The organism is uncultured Bacteroides sp., from assembly GCF_905207245.1.
GTDB lineage: Bacteria > Bacteroidota > Bacteroidia > Bacteroidales > Bacteroidaceae > Bacteroides.
The window spans coordinates 19,941-41,561 of the sequence record NZ_CAJLKP010000020.1 but is presented as its reverse complement, the minus strand read 5'-3'; the positions used below and the strand labels follow the sequence as shown (position 1 = coordinate 41,561).

The 21,621-nt window shown below is 44.8% G+C and carries 16 protein-coding genes and 1 pseudogene; 9 read left to right on the top strand and 8 right to left on the bottom strand.

What is annotated here, in order from left to right:
• Positions 1-1,434 (top strand): basic amino acid/polyamine antiporter, encoded by a 1,434-nt coding sequence (locus QZ135_RS08485; protein ID WP_294607849.1) that lies wholly within the window; start codon positions 1-3, stop codon positions 1,432-1,434.
• Between the two features lie 189 nt (positions 1,435-1,623).
• Here QZ135_RS08485 and nudC read toward each other — a convergent pair whose 3' ends face one another.
• From nudC to cdd, 8 genes and pseudogenes are all read right to left on the bottom strand, one after another.
• Positions 1,624-2,433: an NAD(+) diphosphatase gene (gene nudC, locus QZ135_RS08480; RefSeq protein ID WP_294607919.1), complete on the bottom strand. Its 810-nt coding sequence runs from the start codon at positions 2,431-2,433 to the stop codon at positions 1,624-1,626.
• Between the two features lie 69 nt (positions 2,434-2,502).
• A pseudogene (locus QZ135_RS24910) lies at positions 2,503-2,841 on the bottom strand (GNAT family N-acetyltransferase); the annotation flags it as partial.
• Between the two features lie 170 nt (positions 2,842-3,011).
• Positions 3,012-3,734: a LytTR family DNA-binding domain-containing protein gene (locus tag QZ135_RS08475; protein WP_294607847.1), complete on the bottom strand. Its 723-nt coding sequence runs from the start codon at positions 3,732-3,734 to the stop codon at positions 3,012-3,014.
• Positions 3,731-4,783, bottom strand: coding sequence for a histidine kinase (locus QZ135_RS08470; RefSeq protein WP_294607845.1), 1,053 nt, complete (start codon positions 4,781-4,783; stop codon positions 3,731-3,733). Before QZ135_RS08470 ends, QZ135_RS08475 begins: the two co-directional genes overlap by 4 nt.
• Positions 4,780-5,940, bottom strand: coding sequence for a histidine kinase (locus QZ135_RS08465; RefSeq protein WP_294607844.1), 1,161 nt, complete (start codon positions 5,938-5,940; stop codon positions 4,780-4,782). The genes QZ135_RS08470 and QZ135_RS08465 overlap by 4 nt, the downstream gene beginning before the upstream one ends.
• A 66-nt stretch (positions 5,941-6,006) precedes the next feature.
• On the bottom strand, positions 6,007-8,340 hold the full coding sequence (locus tag QZ135_RS08460) for a carboxypeptidase-like regulatory domain-containing protein (RefSeq protein WP_294607842.1): 2,334 nt from the start codon (positions 8,338-8,340) through the stop codon (positions 6,007-6,009).
• 48 nt (positions 8,341-8,388) lie between these two features.
• Positions 8,389-10,020, bottom strand: a complete 1,632-nt coding sequence (locus QZ135_RS08455) for an ABC-F family ATP-binding cassette domain-containing protein (RefSeq protein WP_294607839.1) — start codon at positions 10,018-10,020, stop codon at positions 8,389-8,391.
• Positions 10,021-10,285: 265 nt separating this feature from the next.
• Positions 10,286-10,765: a cytidine deaminase gene (cdd, locus tag QZ135_RS08450; RefSeq protein ID WP_294607837.1), complete on the bottom strand. Its 480-nt coding sequence runs from the start codon at positions 10,763-10,765 to the stop codon at positions 10,286-10,288.
• A 99-nt stretch (positions 10,766-10,864) separates the two neighbouring features.
• Between cdd and QZ135_RS08445 the strand changes: the two genes are divergently transcribed.
• The 8 genes from QZ135_RS08445 to QZ135_RS08410 all read left to right on the top strand — a co-directional run bounded on the left by QZ135_RS08445 (position 10,865) and on the right by QZ135_RS08410 (position 21,542).
• Positions 10,865-11,791 (top strand): glucosaminidase domain-containing protein, encoded by a 927-nt coding sequence (locus QZ135_RS08445; RefSeq protein ID WP_294607834.1) that lies wholly within the window; start codon positions 10,865-10,867, stop codon positions 11,789-11,791.
• A gap of 668 nt (positions 11,792-12,459) precedes the next feature.
• Positions 12,460-13,707, top strand: coding sequence for an HlyD family efflux transporter periplasmic adaptor subunit (locus tag QZ135_RS08440; protein ID WP_138292479.1), 1,248 nt, complete (start codon positions 12,460-12,462; stop codon positions 13,705-13,707).
• Positions 13,708-13,767: 60 nt separating this feature from the next.
• Entirely contained in the window at positions 13,768-15,039 is a 1,272-nt protein-coding gene (locus QZ135_RS08435) for an ABC transporter permease (protein WP_294607828.1), read from the top strand.
• A 3-nt stretch (positions 15,040-15,042) separates the two neighbouring features.
• On the top strand, positions 15,043-16,302 hold the full coding sequence (locus tag QZ135_RS08430) for an FtsX-like permease family protein (RefSeq protein WP_294607826.1): 1,260 nt from the start codon (positions 15,043-15,045) through the stop codon (positions 16,300-16,302).
• Positions 16,303-16,323: 21 nt separating this feature from the next.
• Positions 16,324-17,640, top strand: coding sequence for an ABC transporter permease (locus QZ135_RS08425; RefSeq protein ID WP_294607823.1), 1,317 nt, complete (start codon positions 16,324-16,326; stop codon positions 17,638-17,640).
• 5 nt (positions 17,641-17,645) lie between these two features.
• Positions 17,646-18,941, top strand: a complete 1,296-nt coding sequence (locus tag QZ135_RS08420; RefSeq protein ID WP_294607820.1) for an FtsX-like permease family protein — start codon at positions 17,646-17,648, stop codon at positions 18,939-18,941.
• Between the two features lie 18 nt (positions 18,942-18,959).
• Positions 18,960-20,249: an ABC transporter permease gene (locus QZ135_RS08415; protein WP_294607818.1), complete on the top strand. Its 1,290-nt coding sequence runs from the start codon at positions 18,960-18,962 to the stop codon at positions 20,247-20,249.
• 6 nt (positions 20,250-20,255) lie between these two features.
• Positions 20,256-21,542 (top strand): FtsX-like permease family protein, encoded by a 1,287-nt coding sequence (locus QZ135_RS08410; protein ID WP_294607816.1) that lies wholly within the window; start codon positions 20,256-20,258, stop codon positions 21,540-21,542.
• Positions 21,543-21,621: the final 79 nt, after the last annotated feature.

Here is a 21,621-nt window from a genome sequence, read left to right as displayed (position 1 = left end):
ATGGCGGATACTTCAAAGAAATTAGGATTGGGCGGACTCGTCGCTATCGTCTTCGGTTCCATGATTGGTGGAGGTATTTTCAATATCTCGCAAAACATGGCACAAGGAGCGGGGTTAGGGGCCACTCTTATTTCCTGGGTCATTTCGGGAGTGGGAGTATTGTTCCTTGTGCTCAACTTCAAGGTGTTGGCCGATGCCCGTCCTGATCTCAATGCAGGTATCTATCAGTACGCAAAAGAGGGTTTTGGCAATTATGTGGGATTTAACATTGCCTGGGGATACTGGCTGTGTGCAGCTATGGGTAACGTGGCGTTTGCCGTGATGCTCAATGACTCGTTCGGTGAGTTCCTCCCTGTGCTGCTTCATCATGGCTGGCAGACGGTGGTGTTTGGATCGTTCTTCATTTGGGCCATGTATTTCATTGTGGCAAGAGGTGTGAAAGCTGCTGCCGCCCTGAATACAATAGTCACTATCGTGAAGTTCGCGGCGTTGATACTAATTGTCATTATCCTCTTTATTTTCTTTAAAATAGGCGCGCTGAGTTTTGATTTCTGGGGGCATACGCCTGACTTGGGCTCCATAGGAGCACAGGTGAAGAGTACCATGCTTGTCACCCTCTGGTGCTTCATTGGAGTGGAAGGTGCCGTGGTGATGTCTGCCCATGCCCGCAACAGTAGAGATGTGGGTAAGGCGGGTGTTATCGGTTTTCTGCTGGCGTTGGTGCTTTATGCATTAATCAGCGTTTTGTCCTATGGTATCATGCACCAGCCTGAACTGGCAAAGTTGGATGACCCGTCCGTGGCATACGTGCTGAAACATGCGGTGGGCGACTGGGCTTATACCTTTGTGGTGCTCAGTGTCATAGTCTCTGTCATTGGTGGTTGGATTGCCTGGACGTTGATGTGTGCGCAAGTACCCTATACGGCTGCTCAGGTGAAGATATTGCCGAAGTCATTCCTGCGTGAGAATAAGAAGTCGACACCTATTTATGCCTTGCTGATATCCAGTATCATCATGCAGGTGTTTATGGTAATGGTTGCTATGGCAAAGTCGGTTTACGATGCTGCTATCGACATTACCGGTGTCATGATCCTTCCCGCTTATCTGTTCTACGGAATCTATCTGGTGAAAGCCAGCTTTATGAAAGGGGAACTGAGCACAACAGATCCGAAGAAGATTGGTCAATACCGCTTTATCGGTATCGTGTCTTCTTTATTCTGCCTTTGGTTGCTTTATGCAGGCGGATTGTTGCTTTTGCTTGTGACGTCCATTTTCTATTTGGTGGGTATTTACTTCTATGTAGTGGCACGCAAACAGAACCGGGCGCAGGGCGAACCAATCTTCTCTCATGCTGAACGTTGGCTGGCACTGGCCATTGCGGTTTGCTCCGTGATAGCGGTGATACTGTTGATTGAGGGAAAGGTGGGACTCTGATAATTTAAAATTGAAGAATTAAGAGTTAAAAGTAGTCAGCTGCCGGGAGGCAGTTGCCGATAGAGATAAAATACAGATTGCGGTTGCACGCGATTGGTTGATGTGAATGAGAGTCGTTTCATTCGTAGTTGTTCGTTTGTTGAGTGCGTGTCCTCCGCAATCTGTTCTTATTTCATTTATCTCTTCCTTTTAACTTTTTAATTCTTCTTTTTGATTTAGCCACCAGTCTATCATTTTCCGCGCGATACTTAGTTTACGCGGTATTTCCGGAAGGTTCTCTTTGGAGTAGAAAGCACCGGCACTAAGTTCGTCTTTCTGTAGTTTGATTTCTCCGTCTTCGTAATCGGCAATGAAACCTACCATTAATCCGCTGGGATAGGGCCAGGGCTGATTTCCGAAATAAGTGATGTTTTTCACTTTTAATCCTGTTTCTTCCATCACTTCCCGTTGTACACATTGTTCCAGCGTTTCTCCGGGTTCCAGAAATCCCGCTACCAGCCCATAGAATGTTCCGCGGAAATTGCGTGCATGCACCAGCAAAAGTTCTTCTCCACGGCGTATCAGTACGATGATAGCGGTAGAAATGGGTGGATATATTTCGTAGGCACACGAAGGACACTTTTTCATGATAGCTGTCTGTTGTTCCGTAGGCGTGCCACATACCGGACAAAAGCGACTGTGCTGATCCCAATACAATATCTGATAAGCCTTTCCGGCCGCCTTATATTCATCCAGAGTGATGTATTCATAAGAACCCCGCAAGTTGACCATTATCCATTCTTCTGTTTCTTCAACAAGTTGTTCGATGTCGAATGCATGCACCATTTCATCCGTAGGCAGAAATACTTCGTGGATTGTGATGCCTGCGTCGGTTTTCAATGGTGGTTCTGTACCATAGGGTATACTGTATTTAATCTCTCCTTTGTCTGTTCTTTCTTTTTTCAGCAGCAGTTGGTCTTTAAAGAAGACGAACCACTGCGTAGGTTTGGGAGCTTCTATCTTTTGGTATGCAATTCTTGCCGTTCCATTGGAAACATACACAATTCCACAACGGACAAATCCGTTTCGTTCGAGGAGGTTTTGCATAATAATATTGTCTTTATGTGTATCTGCACGTAAACTGGGATATTGCTTGGCACACCAGTTTAAACAAATATCACCGATACCCTTATAACTTCCATCAGAGGCAATGCGATGAATGACGTAATAGGGCTCATCATTTAGCCAGGCTCCGTCTTCGATAAGAGCATAAAAAGGATCAGGACTCGGAACAAAACAGAATGTTCCGACAATTTTTCGATGCTCATCTTCACACGCATAACAATGCCCATCGGTGATTTCTTTGGCAATCAGTTCACGCGAGGGGTAACCATTGATCCACTGGTTTCCGTTTCCTACAGATGCCATAAAGTTGCGGGCATGATCGAATATCTCCATCAGGCGGTCTAAGTCTGAAAGCTGGCTGGGACGAATTTGTATCATATATGTAAACCTGTTAAGTTGCTTATTTCGGAATACAAAAGTACATGATTATTTTGATAAATGATAATTTATCACTCTATCGTCTCACCACTTTATCACTCTTTTCTTTTTCCTTTCATTAGAAATTCTTCAAAAAATGTGTCGCGGTAACTGTTGCCTATGGCAATCTCATAATTGCCTATGTAAATGTCATTGTTATCAAACGAATCGATGTGCCGGGTGTTGACGATATACGACTTGTTTACCCGGAGGAACATATCCTGGGGCAGGAGTTCGGAGATACCTTTCATATTCATGCGGGTGATGATGCGCTGTTCCGGCAATTGGAGGATTACATAATCTTTCAGTCCTTCGATGAAAAGAATATCGGCATAGTTCACTTTGAAGTATTTCCGTTCGGACTTGACGAAGAAATACTCGGAAGATACATTCGTCTCAAGGGCTTCTTTCTCTTCCTTCATCAATAGCGAATGATAGGAGAGAGCTTTTAATACAGCTTTTTGAAATCGTTCCGGTTCTATAGGCTTTACCAGATAGTCGATGGCATCGACTTCATAGCTGTCCAGTGCATACTCCGTATAGGCGGTGGTGAAAATGATAAGCGTTCGTTTGGAGACGGTGTGTGCGAATTCTATGCCGGTGATACCGGGCATCTGAATATCCAGAAAAATAAGGTCGACAGAATGTTCTTCCATAAACCGTGAGGCAGACACGGCATTGTTGAACATGCGCAGTAAGCTAAGTTCTTTATTTTCTTCCACCAACATTTCCATGGCTTCGCGTGCCAAGGGTTCATCGTCTATGATAATACAATTCATAAGTTCAGTTTTAGAGTTACTGTATATTGATTTTCCGTTTCCGCCACTTCCAGAAGATAGCGGCCGGGATATAATAGTTCGAGTCTCCGGCGGATATTTGTCAGTCCGATGCCGCCTACCCGGCTTTTGGCGATTGCGATGGCAGGTTTGGAATTCTCGCAACGGAATTCCAGACGGTCATTATCAATCTGAAAGAAGAGATGGACGTATGATGGATGCTCACTGTCAAAGTTGTGTTTCACGGCATTTTCTACAAAGGGTATGAAAAGCAATGCCGGTAACTGTATGGCATCTATCTCTCCCTCCTCGGTGATGCTGTAGTCGAAGTGGTCGCGCCGTATCTTTTCCAGATTGAGATAATCATTCAGAAAACGGATGTCTGAACGGAGAGGTACATGTTCGCGGAAGTTGTCATTCATCTGATAGTGCAATAAATCCTCAAGTTTAAATAATACTTGCGAAGCTTCGGCAGGATTTTTGCGAATGAGCACATTGGCATTATTCAGCATATTGAATAAGAAGTGCGGATTTATCTGGTTCTTGAGAAACCTCAGTTCCGAGCGCAGGGTAGCGGATTGCAGTTCATCCACCCGTTGGTTGTAAAGTATCCAGTGGCGGAGTAGGAGTATGGCAGACATTCCGGCTATGGTAAACCCCATTGCCAACACCCCCGATATGGCATTTATCAGGATAGGAATCAGTTCGGAATGAACTGCGGTAGTCGTAACCTCGACAGTGAAAATCTGGAATACCGCTACCGCCACAATGACTACCAGACTTACTAAAAGCACTCCGAACGCATACATCATCAGACGGCCTTTCAGCAGGAAGCGGGGAAACAACCAATATAGGTTGATATAGAAAACCGCATCGATAGAAATAAAGTAAATGGCCCAACCCAGTAACCTTTGCGGCAGTGAAAGCGGACGTATGGGAACATTCCATAGAATATTCACCGTGATGAGAAACACCACAAACTGCAGGAACAGATGCCTTGCCACTCGATATTGGGGAGCGAGCAGGAAATTGGTGAAGCGGTTACCGGTCATTTTCCACCTCCTTTTAGCTTAAGCCGGATGCTTTGGTCATTTAACTCCAACTGATATTGCTCTCCATATTGCAGGTCGAGACGTTGCCGGATTTTGTCCAGTTCCTGATAGTTGGCAAGAGGACAAGGAGACGGGGAGACAAGGGGCTGTGCAATATCTGTTGTATGCTGCAAGGAACCTTGTTCCCTTGTTTCCTCGTCTTCTTGTCTCCTTCTCTTGACTTGGCAGTTGAAAAGGACAGTATCATTCTCAGCTTCCAGACTGATTTCAATGAAGCACGGTTGTACCTTCTGCGTCTCTGTTTGCTTTACGGCGTACTGTATGAACGGGATAAAAAGCAAAGGAAATATAAACGTGCGTCCGGTATCTCCGGATGCATTGATCCGGAAGTCAAACTTGCCGGAAACAAGCTGCTCCAGTTCCAGATAATTCGTGAGAAATTTGATTTCCGTATTCAGCAAAACCTTCTCCCGATTGCAGTCGTACAACTGATAACGGAGTATCTGGCTCAACTTCATCAGCATCTTTGAAGCTTTTCCCGGATTTACCAATGCCTGTTCTCCCGAATAATGAAGTACCCGGAACAGCATCGAAGGACTAACCTGTTCTTTCAGATGTTCGATTTCAGACTGCAACCTGATTTTCTCCAATTGCATTACACGCTGGTTTTCCAGTATCCACAACCGCAACAGGACGGTCATACTACCACCGATAATGCTGAGGAGCGTCAACGGAAAAGAAGAGAGATAATCCATCACAAACGCTATCTTAGGATATCCGGTGAAAATATTAGGTATATGCAGAACAGATGATACCATATATTCTTGTGTGGCCTGTAGGATAAACACCACTATTAAACCGCCCGACAAGTAGAGGATATACGTCAGGTATTTTTGTTTGAGTAGATAGCGGGGTGTCAGGTGAAGCAGATTAAAATAGAAAAGGGAACCATACAGCACAAACAAATTGAATATGAGCAGGTATATCCAGTTTCCTAACGCCCCCGTTGCATCCCGCAGAGTGAACAATACCAGATTGCTGGCTATGACAAGCAGTGCTACAATGAGCGTTGCATGTCTGGCCGGCCGGAGGCGCGGACTGACCAGGAAACGGTATAGAAAAGAGCTGTCGTTGCCTATGATAGGTATTGTTTTCATTGGAACCTTTTTAATTAAGTTGACGAAGATAAAATAATTTCATGGAAAACAAGGCTTTCCAGGGAATTAAAACTCTATTTTATAACTGATATTGGTTAACCCTGTTTTCTGCTCGCTGGCTTCTATCTTCTCGGTTTTTATATTATAAAGGTGTTGGATGTACTCTTTAGCTCCTGTAAAATTGATACCTTTTATGGCGAATTCATGGGAAACGCGACGTTTATTGATACGATAACTCACCGTATAGTTGCCAATCAGCATTGGTGAACGCTGTATGGAGTATGCTCGCGTTTCATCATACTGAACTTCTTTGTCGGGATGTGCCATGGTTGCTTCCACATCAATCGGGGCATACCTTTCTCCGCCCTGCAATGTCATTTTCAGGTTGACACTAAGAATATTTTGTTTGTTGCGTCCCAGCATCCATTCCTTGCCTATCAGTCCGTTCAATACATATTTCCGGTTGAAGCGTGTGTTGTGCCATACTCCGTCGCCACCACGGTAGCGCGAATCAAATAAAGAAGCTGTCACCATATAATAAAGCCCTTTGCTTAATGCACGTTCCCAAGTGATATCTATTCCTATGTTTCGTCCGCGACCTTTGTTTACGAGTGTATTTTCTACGTAGAAGTCACTCCGGTTAAGGACGGAGAAAGAACTGTCGCGCATGACGGGAACATCGTACAAAAACTGGATGTAAGGCTCTACTTTCAGACTCATGTTGTTCGACACTTTGTAGGCGAACGATAACATCAGGCGATGCGCTTTCGTGAAATCAAGGTTTTTGTTCACGGACTCTTCACCTGTGCTTTGTGTTTTTACAAAATATACATCGAGCTTTTCCATTCGGCTGTACATACCGTAAGCCAGTGCAAAAGATGTTTTTGCGTTAGCCTGATATTTCAGACCTGCGCGCGGTTCCAGTGTCCAGCGATTATTCAGGGTGAGTAATTGTCCGTATAAGCCGAAGTTCAGGCTTAGCTGGTCGCTCATTCCCCATGAAGAGCTGTTATAAGCGGAAAGCAGGCTGGTGTTTCCGTCTCCTTTTGATATCAATTCCAATGGTTTGTCAATGAAGGGGGCGAGTTTCATATCCATATTATAGAACATTTGCGTATACGTGAATCCGGTTTTGTTGGTGAAGCGGTTGCTTATCTTCCGGTTTAGCGAAGAGGTTAGTATCAGGTTGGTGCTTCTGCTATACTGGTCAAGGAAAGGAGAACTGTTCAGTTCCCGGTCGAAACTCCACTGAAAGGCTTCCTGGTCGGAATAGGTGCCGGCAAGAGTAGTTTTCAATAAGGTGTTTTCGTCAAAGAAGTAGCGGTGTGTGATACCTCCGGCTGCCATATATTGTGTGGAATGTGCTTGCGCTGCATCTTCCAGATAGTCCCATTTGCCGGGGTCTCTGTCGAACGAACTTTTGAATTTATCAATGAGGGCAGTTCCCCATACAGAGAAAGTTCCGGCACTGCGGGTAGGGAAGTTCAGTTTGAAGTTCAGGTCTTGGTAGTCCATCTTTCCGCCCAGGTCCACGTTCAGTAATCCAGTGGTAGAGTAGCGGTAGTTGAAGATATAGGAAGCTTTATGCTTCTTGCTTAACGGACCTTCGGAAGCAAAGTCTATTCCCATGATGCCGACCTGAAAGGTATTTTCATTCTTCTGATTGTTTCCGTTGCGCAATTTCATGTCGAATACACCGGAAACAGCATTGCCGTATTCCGCCGGAAAGGCTCCCGTGAAAAAGTCCGAGTTACCCAATACCTGTGCGCTGAGTGATGAAAGGATTCCTCCGCCCAGGGTTGCAATATCAGCAAAGTGGTTGGGATTGGGAATTTCCACATCTTCCAGCCTCCACTGCAATAGGTGGGGCGCATTACCATGAATGGATATGCCGTTGTTGGAAACACTTGGTGCCACTCCGGCAAATGAAGCCACCAGCCGGGCAGGGTCATCGAAACCGCCTGCATAGCGGCTTGCCTCTTCTACACTGAGCATACGTGCTCCGGCAACGGCCATTTTATTCATTGCTTCGTCCCGGTTGTTGGCACGGACTACGACTTCATTCAGTTCATTGACGTTTTCGCGCATAGCTATTTCCAGATAAACTTCCTTGGCGGAGGTCACCAGTATTTCGCGTATGATTGCCGGTTCATATCCCATGAAAGAGCTTTCTACCGAATGGCGACCTACCGGAACTTTGGGCAGTGTGAAACGGCCGAGGCTGTCGCACACTGCTCCTAAATCCGGCATATCCGTCAGGCGTACGGTGGCGTAGGGAATGGGATGTCCGGATGCCCGGTCGTTCACAACGCCACGTAGAGTTTGTACCGGTCGTTCCTGAGCGAAACAACAAACTGAAAAAAACAATGCTATGATTGCTACTACTTTAATCTTATCCATCTTTATCTGTTTTGATTGATTGTGACAAAGATAGATTGTCCTTATACGCTATTTCTCCTTTTGAGACGAACCGGATGGGTTTGTAGACAAAAGCAGTTTTTTCATGCAATTTATTTCTCTCAGGAATTCCCTGTCATGCGATACTGCAATAACCGTTCCTGCATAATCCCGGATAGTTGCCGTAATGATTTCGATGCTTTCAATATCCAGATTATTGGTTGGCTCATCCAGGATAAAAGCATCCGGCGTATTGTCCGCAATCATCAGGCAGCAGAATGAAAGGCGCATCTTCTCTCCACCGCTAAGCAATGAGCAGGATTTGTTCCAGGTGTCTGCCGGAAAAAGGTAACGGTTCAGTATCGTTTTCAATTCATGTTCCGGCAACAGACGGCGGTTAAAAAGTTCTGCCTGTTCCAGAATACTAAGTTCATTCCGGATAAGAGAGTATTCCTGATCCAGATAAACAAAACTGAAATCAATCCGTTCCAGACTTCCGCTTCCGGCAGGAAGTGCTCCGCAAATCAGTCTCAACAGAGTTGTTTTGCCACTGCCATTGTTCCCTTCAATACAGAAGCGATCGCCGCTTTTCAATTGAAAACTGAGTGCTTCCTGCCACATAGGACGTTCGGCATCGGGATACTGGAAGTTCATTTCTGTAGCCGTGACCAGTATCTTGCCTTCGTGCAGGGTGGAGGCACTGAAATTGGTTTTCAACTTCTCGGCAAGTGGAATGGCGCTTCGGATACTTTGCATCTCCTGTTGCAGCTTTTCCGATTTCTCGGCATGCACGTTCTTTAGTTTGTTAGTGCTTACTTCTGCCTTGTCTTTCATAGCGCCCATCATAATTCGCGGGATACCTTTCTTTATAGCGGCTTTTTCTCCCCGCACATTTTGTTTCGCTTTCTGTTCCGCCAATTCACGGGCTGTTTTCCGGGCAAGGCGCAGGGCTTTTTGCTTCTCTTCCAACTGTTCCTGCAAGGCATTGATCTGGATGCTTTTCTGCTCCTTGAAGAAGTCGTAGTTTCCACCGTAATGTGTCAGTCCATTGGAAGATAACTCGCAAATGGCGGGAAGTAAGTTCAGCAATGTTCGGTCGTGGCTGATGACAAGAACAGCAGAAGAAGTACGTTGCACAAACTCATATAGTCGTTTCCTGCCGGTCATATCCAAGTGGTTTGTGGGTTCATCCAGCAGAATAGCGGTAGGAGAGTGCAGCTCCATACCTGCAAGGAAGATGCGCGTTTTTTCTCCACCGCTGAGGCCGTCCATCAGACGGGAAAGAGGAGTACCGCTCATTCCCCATGCTGCCAGGGCGGCTTGGGCACGTTCTTCAATATTCCAGTCATCGTCCAGAGTGGTGAAATGTTTTTCGGATACATCTCCATTTAAGATGGCATGCAGTGCTTCCAGTTTATGGTCTATCCTTAAAGCCTGTGCGATAGTCCGGTTATCGTATTGGCCAAAATGCTGAGGCACATAATAAAGATGTTCGGGGCGGGTGACTGTTCCGGCAACAGGCGATAAGTCTCCTGCAATAATCCGCATCAGGGTAGACTTTCCGCAACCGTTGTTTCCGGTCAGCGCCATTTTGTCTCCCGGATTAACGGTCAGGTTTAAGTGTTGGAACAAGACTTCCTTGTCAGAATGGACATAGCTAAGGTCTCTGATAATAATACTCATGATAAAATACTGTGTTAAGAGAGTGAATAACGGGATAAAATCTCGGAAACTTCCGTAAAGGAAGTCGTTGGAAGGAGGAACAGACAAACACAGTATGGGCTAAACATCTACATTCGGGATGCTCAGCGTTCTGAATAATAAAGCATATAAAAGGTGATGTTTACCGAAGGGTTTGTCTTTACTTGGAAATTCTCATCGTAGTAATTAATTAGTTAGTTAGTGGGCGCAAAGATAGGTATTTCTTTTGAAAGACACAAATCACCTTTTACTCCATAGAAGAAGCGTCGAACGACAGTGGCAATAATGCTCCTACATTCTTCATCTCATAAATTCCCTTTTTACCATAGAGAAGGATGCGCATAGGCTGTTTGAAACGTTTTTCCGTTTCGAGCATTACCTGACGGCAGGCGCCGCAGGGCGGAATAGGGTCGTCAAGGAAATCCCTTTCATTGCGTGCGGCAATGGCAAGGGTTTCTACCGGTTGGTCGGGGTATTGTGAATTGGCATAAAACAAAGTGGTACGTTCGGCGCAGAGTCCTGAAGGGTAAGCGGCATTTTCCTGGTTCGTACCTGTAACGATTCTCCCGTCTGCCAGTCGTGCGGCAGCGCCTACGGAGAAGTGTGAATAGGGTGCATAACTGCGTTTGGTTGCCTCCAGGGCCGCAGTCATCAGTTCACGGTCGGCGTCACTTAACTCATTATATTCGTATATTTTAATGTCAATTTGTAAGGTCAAATCTTTCATAAGGCAGTAAGGTATATTGTAATTAATGTTACAAAGTTAGAAAAGAGATTGGTAAATCCAATTCTTTTTAAGATTTTTGTGTCCTCAACTTATACTGCTATGAACAGAATTAACGCTATCAGACTTACCGCAATCCTGGCACTTCTTGTTTGTGCCGTTGCTGCCCAGGCGCAACGTCGGAATGCCCGTTATGTGGAATATATAGAAAAGTATGCTCCGCTTGCCGTGCAGCAAATGAAGGAGCACAAGATACCTGCCAGTATCACTCTGGCACAAGGACTTCTGGAAAGTGGTGCCGGACAGAGTGCACTGGCCCGCAAAAGTAACAATCACTTTGGCATCAAGTGCGGCAGCAACTGGCGCGGACGCACAGTGCGTCACGATGACGACGCGCGTAATGAATGTTTCCGTGCTTACAGCAATCCCCGTGATTCTTACGAAGATCATTCTGCATTCCTGAAACGGGGTGCTCGTTATGCTTTTCTGTTCGACTTGAAGATTACGGATTATAAAGGTTGGGCGCGTGGTCTGAAAAAGGCCGGATATGCAACAGATCCTTCTTATGCCAACCGCCTGATTACGATTATTGAAGATTATGACCTTTACAAGTACGACAGCCGTGGCATGAGTAAACGTGAGAGCCGTAATTGGGAAAAGGAATTGAAGAAAAAGCCGTGGCTTGCCAATCCGCATCAGGTATATATAGCCAATGATATAGCATATGTCGTAGCTCGTGATGGCGATACTTTCCGCTTCTTGGGTAAAGAGTTCGATATTAGCTGGAAGAAGCTGGTGAAGTATAATGACCTGCATAAAGATTACACTTTGGAGGCGGGTGACATTATCTATCTGAAAGCAAAAAAGAAGAAGGCCTCCAAGCCGCATACCGTTTATATTGTGAGAGACGGTGATTCCATGCATTCCATTTCTCAGAAGTATGGTATACGTTTAAAGAACCTGTATAAGATGAACCGGAAAGATGCCGAATATATTCCGGAAGTGGGAGACAGGTTGAGGCTGAGATAACAGGAAATTCTGATTAGCATAAAAGGGGAAGAGATTCTACTCATTACAGATTAGATTCTCTTCCCCTAACCAACTAACATTAGCACCGCATCCAACTAATCTCGGCACCGCAGTCAACTAATAATTTCTTGCCTAATTATTATTCATACAACAGATGTTGTAAGAAACTTCTATAATTGTTGTAAGAGACTTTTATAGTTGTTGTAAGAAACAAATAGATTTATGGTAAGAATAGTTTTTAGTATCCGAGATATTAGTTTGTTGCATCTCAGACATTAGTTTGCAGGCACTCCGATATTAGTTTGTTTCGTTGCCACTCCTAATTGGTGCGATAAGAGTATCTGTCATGCTGAGCGTAGTCGAAGCATCTCTTAGTGTACAAAGGGAAGAGGTTATTCACTATGTTCAGAATGACAGATAGTATAAGCTAATATTTAGTTTTATCAAAAGATAAAGTTAGTTACGGAGAGTATTTTTATTTATCCGAAAATGTACAGGGTGTTCGATATCGGACACCCTTCTTTTTTATTTATCCTCTTGTTATCAGCTATTTACATTTTTGGCACGCATTTAGTATATATAAATAATGTGAATAATATGCTTGTTCGTTTTTGAAAAGAGGACGGGAGCTGAAAACTGATAAAATAATAAATAACTCAATATTCAACATGGACAGAGAAATACCAAAAGCAGTGCGTAACAAAGAGCGCAACAAGAAAATTATCCGTTACGGCGGCATCGGCGTGGCAAGTATAGTCGTTATCAGTGTACTCATTTCATTGATGCGTACGGGGGTGAAAACAAAAGACCTGGTGCTTTCCACAGTAGATAAAGGTACGATTGAGGTCAGTGTGAGCGCATCGGGAAAAGTGGTGCCGGCTTTTGAAGAGATCATCAATTCTCCTATCAACACCCGTATTGTCGAGATATATAAGAAAGGTGGCGATAGCGTGGATGTAGGTACGCCGATCTTGAAACTTGACTTGCAGAGTGTGGAGACAGACTATAAAAAATTGTTAGACGAAGAGCAGATGCGCAGTTATAAATTGGATCAGCTACGAGTAAATAATCAGACTAAACTGAACGACCTGTCTATGAAGATTAAAGTTTCCGCCATGCAGTTGAACCGCAAGAAAGTGGAGTTGCGTAATGAGCAATATCTTGATAGCCTGGGTTCGGGAACTACGGATAAGGTGCGTCAGGCAGAACTTAGCTATAACGTAGCCCAGTTGGAATACGAACAACTGAAACAACAATATGATAATGAGAAAGAAGTGCTTGCTGCCGAATATAAAGTTCAGGAGCTGGATTTCAGCATCTTCCGCAAAGGCCTTGCCGAGATGAAGCGAACGCTGGATGATGCACAGGTTCGTTCTCCGCGCAAAGCTATCCTTACCTATATTAATAACCAGATCGGTGCACAGGTTTCTCAGGGAAGCCAGCTTGCCGTGATTTCTGATCTTAGCCATTTCAAGGTGGAAGGTGAAATAGCAGATACGTATGGTGACCGTGTGGCCGCCGGTGGCAAGGCAATTGTGAAGATTGGCAGTGATAAACTGGAAGGTACGGTGAGCAGTGTGACGCCGTTGTCAAAGAACGGAGTGATTTCTTTCACTGTACAACTGAATGAGGATAATAACCGCCGTTTGCGTTCGGGATTGAAGACAGATGTGTATGTGATGAATGCCGTGAAAGAAGATGTGATGCGTATCGCTAATGCTTCTTATTATGTAGGACGTGGCGAGTATGACCTCTTTGTGCGTGACTCTGATAAAGAAATCGTGAAACGTAAAGTGCAACTGGGTGATAGTAACTTTGAATTTGTGGAAGTTATCAGTGGCTTGCAGCCGGGTGACCAGGTGGTAGTGAGCGACATGAGCCAGTATAAAAATAAGAATAAGCTGAAGTTGAATTAGCTACGAGCTACGGGCTACAAGTAACAAGTGCCTTTCGGAGTAATTGAAAATAAGAAAGATATGTTAAGGATATATTTAAAGCAAGCGTGGAGCCTGCTGAAAGAAAATCCGCTGGTTAGCGGGCTTTCTATTGCAGGAACGGCATTGGCCATTACTGCTGTAATGATGATTATTCTTGTGATACAGGTGCGTCTGGCTGAATATGCACCGGAGACGGAGCGCGGACGGATGTTGCACATCATTGCAACTCGTGCTTTCATGAAGAGTAATGATGGAAACTGGAACAATGGCGGAATGGGAAAACGGGTGGTACGCGAGCTTTTCTATAATCTGAAGACTCCGCAGGAGGTGAGTGGCTATGCCCGTAACACGGTGTCCGTCAGTTCGGTTGCCAAGCGTACCTTTACCAAATATCGGGCTACTTATACAGACGACCGCTTCTGGAAAATATTCGATTATACATTTTTAGATGGTACTCCTTTTACCTATGAAGACAATGAAAGCGGCATCCGCAAAGCAGTTATCAGTGAGAAACTGGCACGCCGACTTTTTGGGAAAACAGAGGCGCAGGGTCAACGGCTACTTATCAATCGTACAGAATATACGGTATGCGGTGTTGTGAAGAATGTGCCCCGCACTGCTCGTTATGCTTATTCGGATGTATGGTTGCCTTATAATTCCAGTGCCGGCACAGAAACGGTTGCCAATGCTTATGAGGCACTGGTGGGGTCTTTTAATATTGTGATGCTGGCACATAGTACCGACGATTTTACCGCTATTCGTGCGGAAGTGGAAAAGGCCGCAAAACAATTGAATGCGAATACGTCGGAATATGGCGTCAGCTTCTTTAACGGGCCGATGAGTAACCTGGACTTGGTGGTTACCAATAATAATGGTTTTGTTAATGATATCCCCTATGGCAATTGGTTTTTGCGGCAAGGCAGTTTCGTATTTTTCCTGTTATTGCTTCCGGCGCTCAACATGATTGGTATAACGCTGACTAACTTTCGTAAGCGGCGTGCAGAGATAGGAGTCCGCAAAGCATTTGGAGCAACTGCGGGTAATGTTTTCCGTCAGGTTATCGATGAAAATCTCATTATCACTTTTATTGGCGGCATATTCGGATTGGTGCTTTCCATTGGTGTATTGTTGCTGACGCGCGACATCTTTTTCCCATCGGGTACGGAATTCAATGTAGAGATGCTAGTACGTCCGGAAACGTTTCTGGTAACTTTGCTTTTCATCTTCCTGCTGAACCTGCTGTGTGCCGGTATTCCTGCCTGGCGTGCCGGAAAGTATAACATTGTTAAATCGTTGAATAATCAAGAATAACCCATGATACGTCATCTCATCACCCTGATATGGAACCAGCGCAAACAGAATGGCTGGATATTTGCCGAACTGACATTGGTTCTGCTGGCTATCTTTATGATTACGGATGCCGGTTACAGCAAATATACTCTTTATAATGAGCCTTTAGGTTATAACATTGATCGTTGCTGGCGGCTTCATTTAGAGGAAACGGAACCCGGTAACGAAGGTTATACAGGCGAGGATGAACGTGGAGCCAAATGTTGGGAACGCATCACGGAACTGACCCGGCGGTTGATGAATACCGGTGAGGTGGAAGCTGTGGGATGTAGCTTTTACAGTTGCCCATACAGTCAGGGCAATTCGTGGACGAGCGTTGAACCGGCAGGTGCGGATAGCGTCAATGCTTATTCGGAATCTTTGCACCGCCAACTGGGTGATGCCGGTTTCTTTGAAGTTTTCGGCATTCATGACGTGAATGGAAAACATATCCGCGAACTGGAAAATCCAGCAAAAGACGAGGTTATCCTGACGGAGAAGGTAGCGCAGAAGTTTTTCGGTGGGAAGGAACCGCGTGGTCGGTTGGTAAATACCGGCGAATTGGACGGGACGCCTGTGCTGGCTGTTGCCCCTACTATTCGTGAGAATGATTTTGAACCGGCTACTCCCACGTTTTATATCAAAGCTTCCGGTTCTACGATGGAGGAGCTTTTCGAGTGGTATCGTCCTTCTTCATTGGAATATTCGCTACGCATGAAGCGTGATATGACACAGGCTGAGATGGAAGAATGGCTTGCCTCTTTGGGTGAACGGTTGACGTCCGGCAATATCTATGTAAATGCCGTAACAGGTTTCGAAGAAATGCGTGCCGACCGTATAGATTATGTGATAACGGATTGGCAAATGGTACAACTCATTGTAGCCTTCCTATTGTTGAATGTATTTTTCGGCGTTACCGGGACTTTCTGGATGCGTACGCAGGCACGCCGTTCGGAAACGGGATTGCGTATGGCTGTCGGCGCATCAAAGGGAAGGGTTGTATCTTGGCTCAATGCGGAGGGCTTATTGATTCTGTTGCTGGCTTTGGTTCCTATAGTTATTATTGTACTTAACTTTCGCCATATGGATTTACTGAGTGCGGAAGTTCCTTATACGGCAGGTCGCTGGATTGTAGAATTTGCTATTTCATTGGGAATTTTGGCAGCGATGATTATGTTGGGCATTGCAGTGCCGGCACGCTGGATTATGAAAGAGCAACCGGCTGAAGCATTGCATCACGAATAAACAAACGTAATATATTCAGGGATGATAAAAATCTATTTGAAGCAGGCGTGGGTCTTGTTGAAGCAGAATCCGCTTTTCAGTACCCTTTATATAGTTGGTACAGGTCTGGCTATTGCTATGACTATGATTGTGGCTGTGATTTACTATGTCAAAGTGGCCCCGGTTTATCCGGAAGTGAATCGCATGCAAACGCTTTATCTGACTTCTGCAAGATTTCAAAAAGGAGTGGAGCCAAATAAGCAGACTTTTCAATGGGCTGTTTCCTATCAGGCATTGCAAGAGTGGTTTTATCCATTGAAGAATGCTGAGGTTATTTCAGGTTTCATGAATAACAGGTCAGATGACAATTATATTCAACCGGCCGACCGCAGTGGAGATTTTACAGTAAGTTTAAAGTTGGTTGACCCGAATTTCTTTCGCATCTATCCATTTTATTTTTCGGAAGGTAAGCCTTTTACTACGTCCGATCTTGAAAGCGGTATCTGTACGGCTGTCATAACAGAAGAACTGGCCCGTCGTCTGTTTGACACGGCCGAAGGTGTGGTGGGACGCTCATTCAGTTTGGATTATGTCAATTATCGCGTTTGTGGTGTTGTGCGTAGTGCAAGTTACCTGACTTCGGATTCTTATGCGCAAGTCTATATTCCTTATAGTGTAATTCCTAAATATCGTGACTCCAATTATGGAATACCTTATCTAGGTGCATTTGGCGTTACTTTTCTTGTAAAGGACGATGCGCAAGCCGAAGCGTTGCGTGCCGAAATTCAGGAAATTGTCCGTAAGGAAAATCTGTTGCATGCGGATGAATGGCAGGTGAATCTTTGGGAACAACCTACTTCCCATTTGCAGCGATTGTTTAAACCTTATCCTAGTATGACTACTGGTGTATGGGCACAGATACGCTATCTTCTTTTGATATTGCTGGTGCTCCTGCTGGTTCCTGCCTTGAATTTGAGCGGAATGATAGCGAGCCGTATGGAAAGCCGCTTGTCGGAAATGGGAGTGCGTAAGTCATTCGGTGCCGGCCGTGACGGATTGCTTTCACAAGTGATGTGGGAGAATCTCTTATTGACGTTGTTGGGTGGTGTATTGGGATTATTGTTGGCGTGGTTCGCTCTGTATACTTGTCGTGAGTGGGTATTTATGATATTGGAAGACTGGGCCGAACCGGTTCCGGAAGGAGTGAATGTGATGGTTTCCGGTGAGGTGCTGTTTGCCCCGGTGGTATTTGCTGTCGCTCTTTTGTTCTGTATCTTGCTGAATTTATTATCAGCATTGATTCCGGCATGGTATGCACTGCGGAAGCCGATTGTGTATTCATTGAATGAAAAAAGATAAAGACTATGCTGAAACTTATATTAAAGAACCTGTGGGCACGCCGTCGCCGCAATGGCTGGTTACTGGCGGAATTGATTCTGGTCAGTATTGTTACGTGGATTATCCTTGATCCGGTTATCGTGATGACGTATGACCGTAGTATTCCTTTGGGTTATGATACTGACCGCCTTTGTCTTGTTACTCTCAGTACCTTGCAGCCACAAGCTCCCGGTTATGATGAAGAGGCTGAGGATTCGGCCATGATTATGAAATCTTACTTCAATCTGACACAATTGGTAAAGGACTATCCTGGCATAGAATCAGCTGCTCCGGTATTGGGTTTCGCTTATCCCAATTCGACGGGGAATGCCAATACATCTATCCGTGCGGAAGGTGATACCTTGGATTTGCCGGTAATGATTATGGAGTTTATACCTCATACGAATTTCTTCGAAACTTATGGCTTTCGCTCCGGACAAGGCAGAACACCTGCGGAATTATCGGATTATGACTATACGGAAGATGACATCGTAATGACTGAAAATACGGCTGAACATTTGTTCCATACTAAAAATGCGGGTAATAAGCGTTGTTGGTCAAAAGAGGGGAACGATACAATTTATTCACCGGTCATCGGTGTAGTGGAAAACTTTAAGGCAACCAGCGATTCCCGTCCGGCTCCTGTCATTTTCCGTCCTTTGATATCTATCGATATGGAAGATGCTTACGATGATATGCGGATATTGCTTCGTCTGAAAGAGAATGTGAGTATGAAGCGTTTCTTGCATGATTTTCAACCGTGGATGGTGAAAGAGTTGCGGGCCGGTAATCTTTTTGCCCGTAACGTTCGGTCTTATGAAGCATTGATAACGAAAAATGAGTCTTATGATGTTACACCGATGTATCGTCGTAATCTGGCAATGGCGGCATTCTTTTTAATTAATCTTTGCTTGGGTGTTATCGGTACTTTCTGGCTACAGACACGCACTCGCCGCGAAGAAGTGGGAGTTATGCTTTCCTTTGGCGGTACGCCGGGATATATTGTCCGCTTGTTGATGGGTGAAGGAATAGTGCTGACGTTTGTAGCTGTATTGACAGGCTGTTTGCTTTATTTGCAATATGCTGTCAAAGAAGGACTGGAAAGAGGTAACAACTGGAGTCAGGTTATTGATGAATGTTGGATCATGGATTTCACGCAGCATTTCCTCATCGTGTCATTCATCGTTTTCTTTATCCTGTTGGCAGTGGTATTGATCGGGATTTATATTCCTGCCCGCAAGATTAGCCGTATCCCACCAACAGAGGCATTACGTGACGAATAATAAAAATATGACTGTACTATGATTAAACTTTATCTGAAACAAGCTTGGACGCTGATAAAGCAGCATCGTCTCTTTACCAGTATCTATGTGGTGGGTACAGGGCTTTCAATAGCTCTCACCATGACAATGTTTATCATCTTCTATGTAAAGTTTGCAGCTATATATCCGGAGTATAACCGTGACCGGATGATAGTGCTGAAAATGATGAAATCTTATCCCAAGAATGATGACAAGAGTTGGAACTGCTCCGGTGTCAGTTACGATGTAGTGAAAATGTTGCAAGATTTGCCACACCTGGATGCTATCGGTGCCACATCAAGTAACTATCGCGAAAATTATGTGGAAATTCCGGATAACAATGAACCTGTCGGTATCGCTCCGCTTTATACGGATGCAGGATTTTGGCAGGTCTTTACATTTCGTTTCCTGTACGGCAAGCCTTTCACACAAGCAGATGTCGATGCAAAACGCAGGGAAGTGGTTGTTCCGGTAAGTTTGGCAAGGCGGTTGTTTGCTGCGGATGATGTGGTAGGCAGACGTTTTAAGATGGATGCGCAGGAATACCGGATTTGCGGTGTAGTTGAGGATGTTTCTGCCGCTACACCTTCTTCCGTTGGCGATTTGTGGATGCCGATAACGCTTAATTCCTGGATTGTATCAGACAATACCGGAAAATTGGTAGGTAATACGCAAATATACATGACGGCTCCTATTGCTACGGATAAAGAAGCCCTGAAAGAAGAAGTACGTGAGGTGTTCAGGAAGTTTAATCTTGCAGCTCCTAAATATATGAACGACCTTATGGATCAACCCGATGATTACTGGACCAGTACATTCCGGGTGAATTCTTGCGGAGCTCCTGACTTGGCAGCAGAGTTGAGAGTATATCTTTATATGTTGCTTGCCCTGCTCTTCATTCCTGCCATGAACCTGAGCGGTATGATGTCTTCGCGTATGGATGAACGACTTGCTGAGTTGGGTGTACGCAAAACTTATGGTGCAACTAACGGAAGTCTTATCGGACAAGTGCTGTGGGAAAATCTTCTGCTTACCTGCATCGGCGGTTTGCTCGGCCTGCTGATTTCTTATCTGATTGTGCTGACGGCAAGCGATTGGATACTGACCCTTTTTGACAGTTATACGGATGTTGAGAAGACTCCTTTCCTTTCATTCGAGATGCTTTTCAATCCGATGGTTTTCTGTACGGCATTCGGACTTTGTGTGTTGCTTAATCTCATATCCGCGCTTATTCCTGCGGTATGGGCATTGCGCCGTACTATTATTCAATCGTTGAACTCTAAACGTTAATATGCTATGATGAAGATAATAAGACACCAGCTATGGAATCAACGTCGGCAGAATGGATGGATATTTGTAGAACTGGTTATCGTGAGCTTTTTCCTCTGGACGGTAATTGATCCTATTTATGTGTTGACGTCTAATCTCGCTATTGCTCCCGGCTATGATGAGGAACGGGCATACGCTCTTTATATGGACTACTATGACGAACAGCATGGCAACTATGACAAGACGCAGGACAGTACTGCCATCAAACAGGAAAACCTGTATCGCATCACCCGTCTGGTGAAGAACTGTCCCGAAGTGGAAAGTTTTGCCTTGGTGACTAATGCAAGTTTTCCAAATTGTAATTCGTGGAATGGCGGACAATACTTTAATGACACATTGAAGGTGCATTCGCAATATTACCAATTCATACAGACAGAAGGTGGCGATGTATTTCGCACATTTGGCATGAAGGATGCTAAGAATGGGCAGGTAATGTCTTTGCCCGAAGATTGTGCCGCCCGAGAGGGAGTATTTGTCTCCGAACGTATGGCAGAGGAGCTTTTTGGCACCACGGATGCAGTAGGCAAGAAAGTGAGATATGGTGATAGTACTTTCCATGAGGTGATGGGAGTGTTGCAGGACTATAAACACCGGATTAATGAACAACCGGGTAATTTGCTGATACAGGTAAGAGGCAAAATTGAAAGTCACAGTTGGATTCAGTGGATGTATATGGTGACTTTTCGGTTAAAGCCGAATGTGGATGTTGCTGCTTTTGAGAAACGTTTCAAAGCGGAAGTAGTTCCACAACTCAACGTCGGTAATTTCTATTTTACGAAGTTAGGACGTTTTACAGATATCCGTCGCAAATATGAAAATGAAAGTGGAGTGACGAATACCTTGCGTCTGCAATATTCACTGGCGGGGTTTGCCTTGTTGTGTGTATTCCTCGGTATGGTGGGCACATTCTGGATACGTTGCAATGCGCGGAGACAGGACATAGGATTGATGCGAAGTATGGGGGCTACCCAAAAAGGTATCTGCAATCAGTTCCTTATGGAAGCATGGTTGCTGGTGACGATGGCATTTATCGTATCTCTGCCATTGACAATTCATCGTGTTTATGCAGTGGGCTTTGCCAATCCTACTGAGAATGGAAATCCTGCTTATTGGCAAAATCAGCCGTATACGCATTTTTTAATAGTCAGCATACTGACTTATGTGATACTGCTCATTATTGCTTTATTGGGCACTTATGCACCCGTCACCCGGGCAGCGAAGATATTGCCTGCTGAGGCTTTGCGTGATGAATAGGACAGGAGCGGACAACTGAAAACGAACAGGGTGTTCATTTTCGGACACATGCTTGTGAACTTAATTGGCTGATAATGAG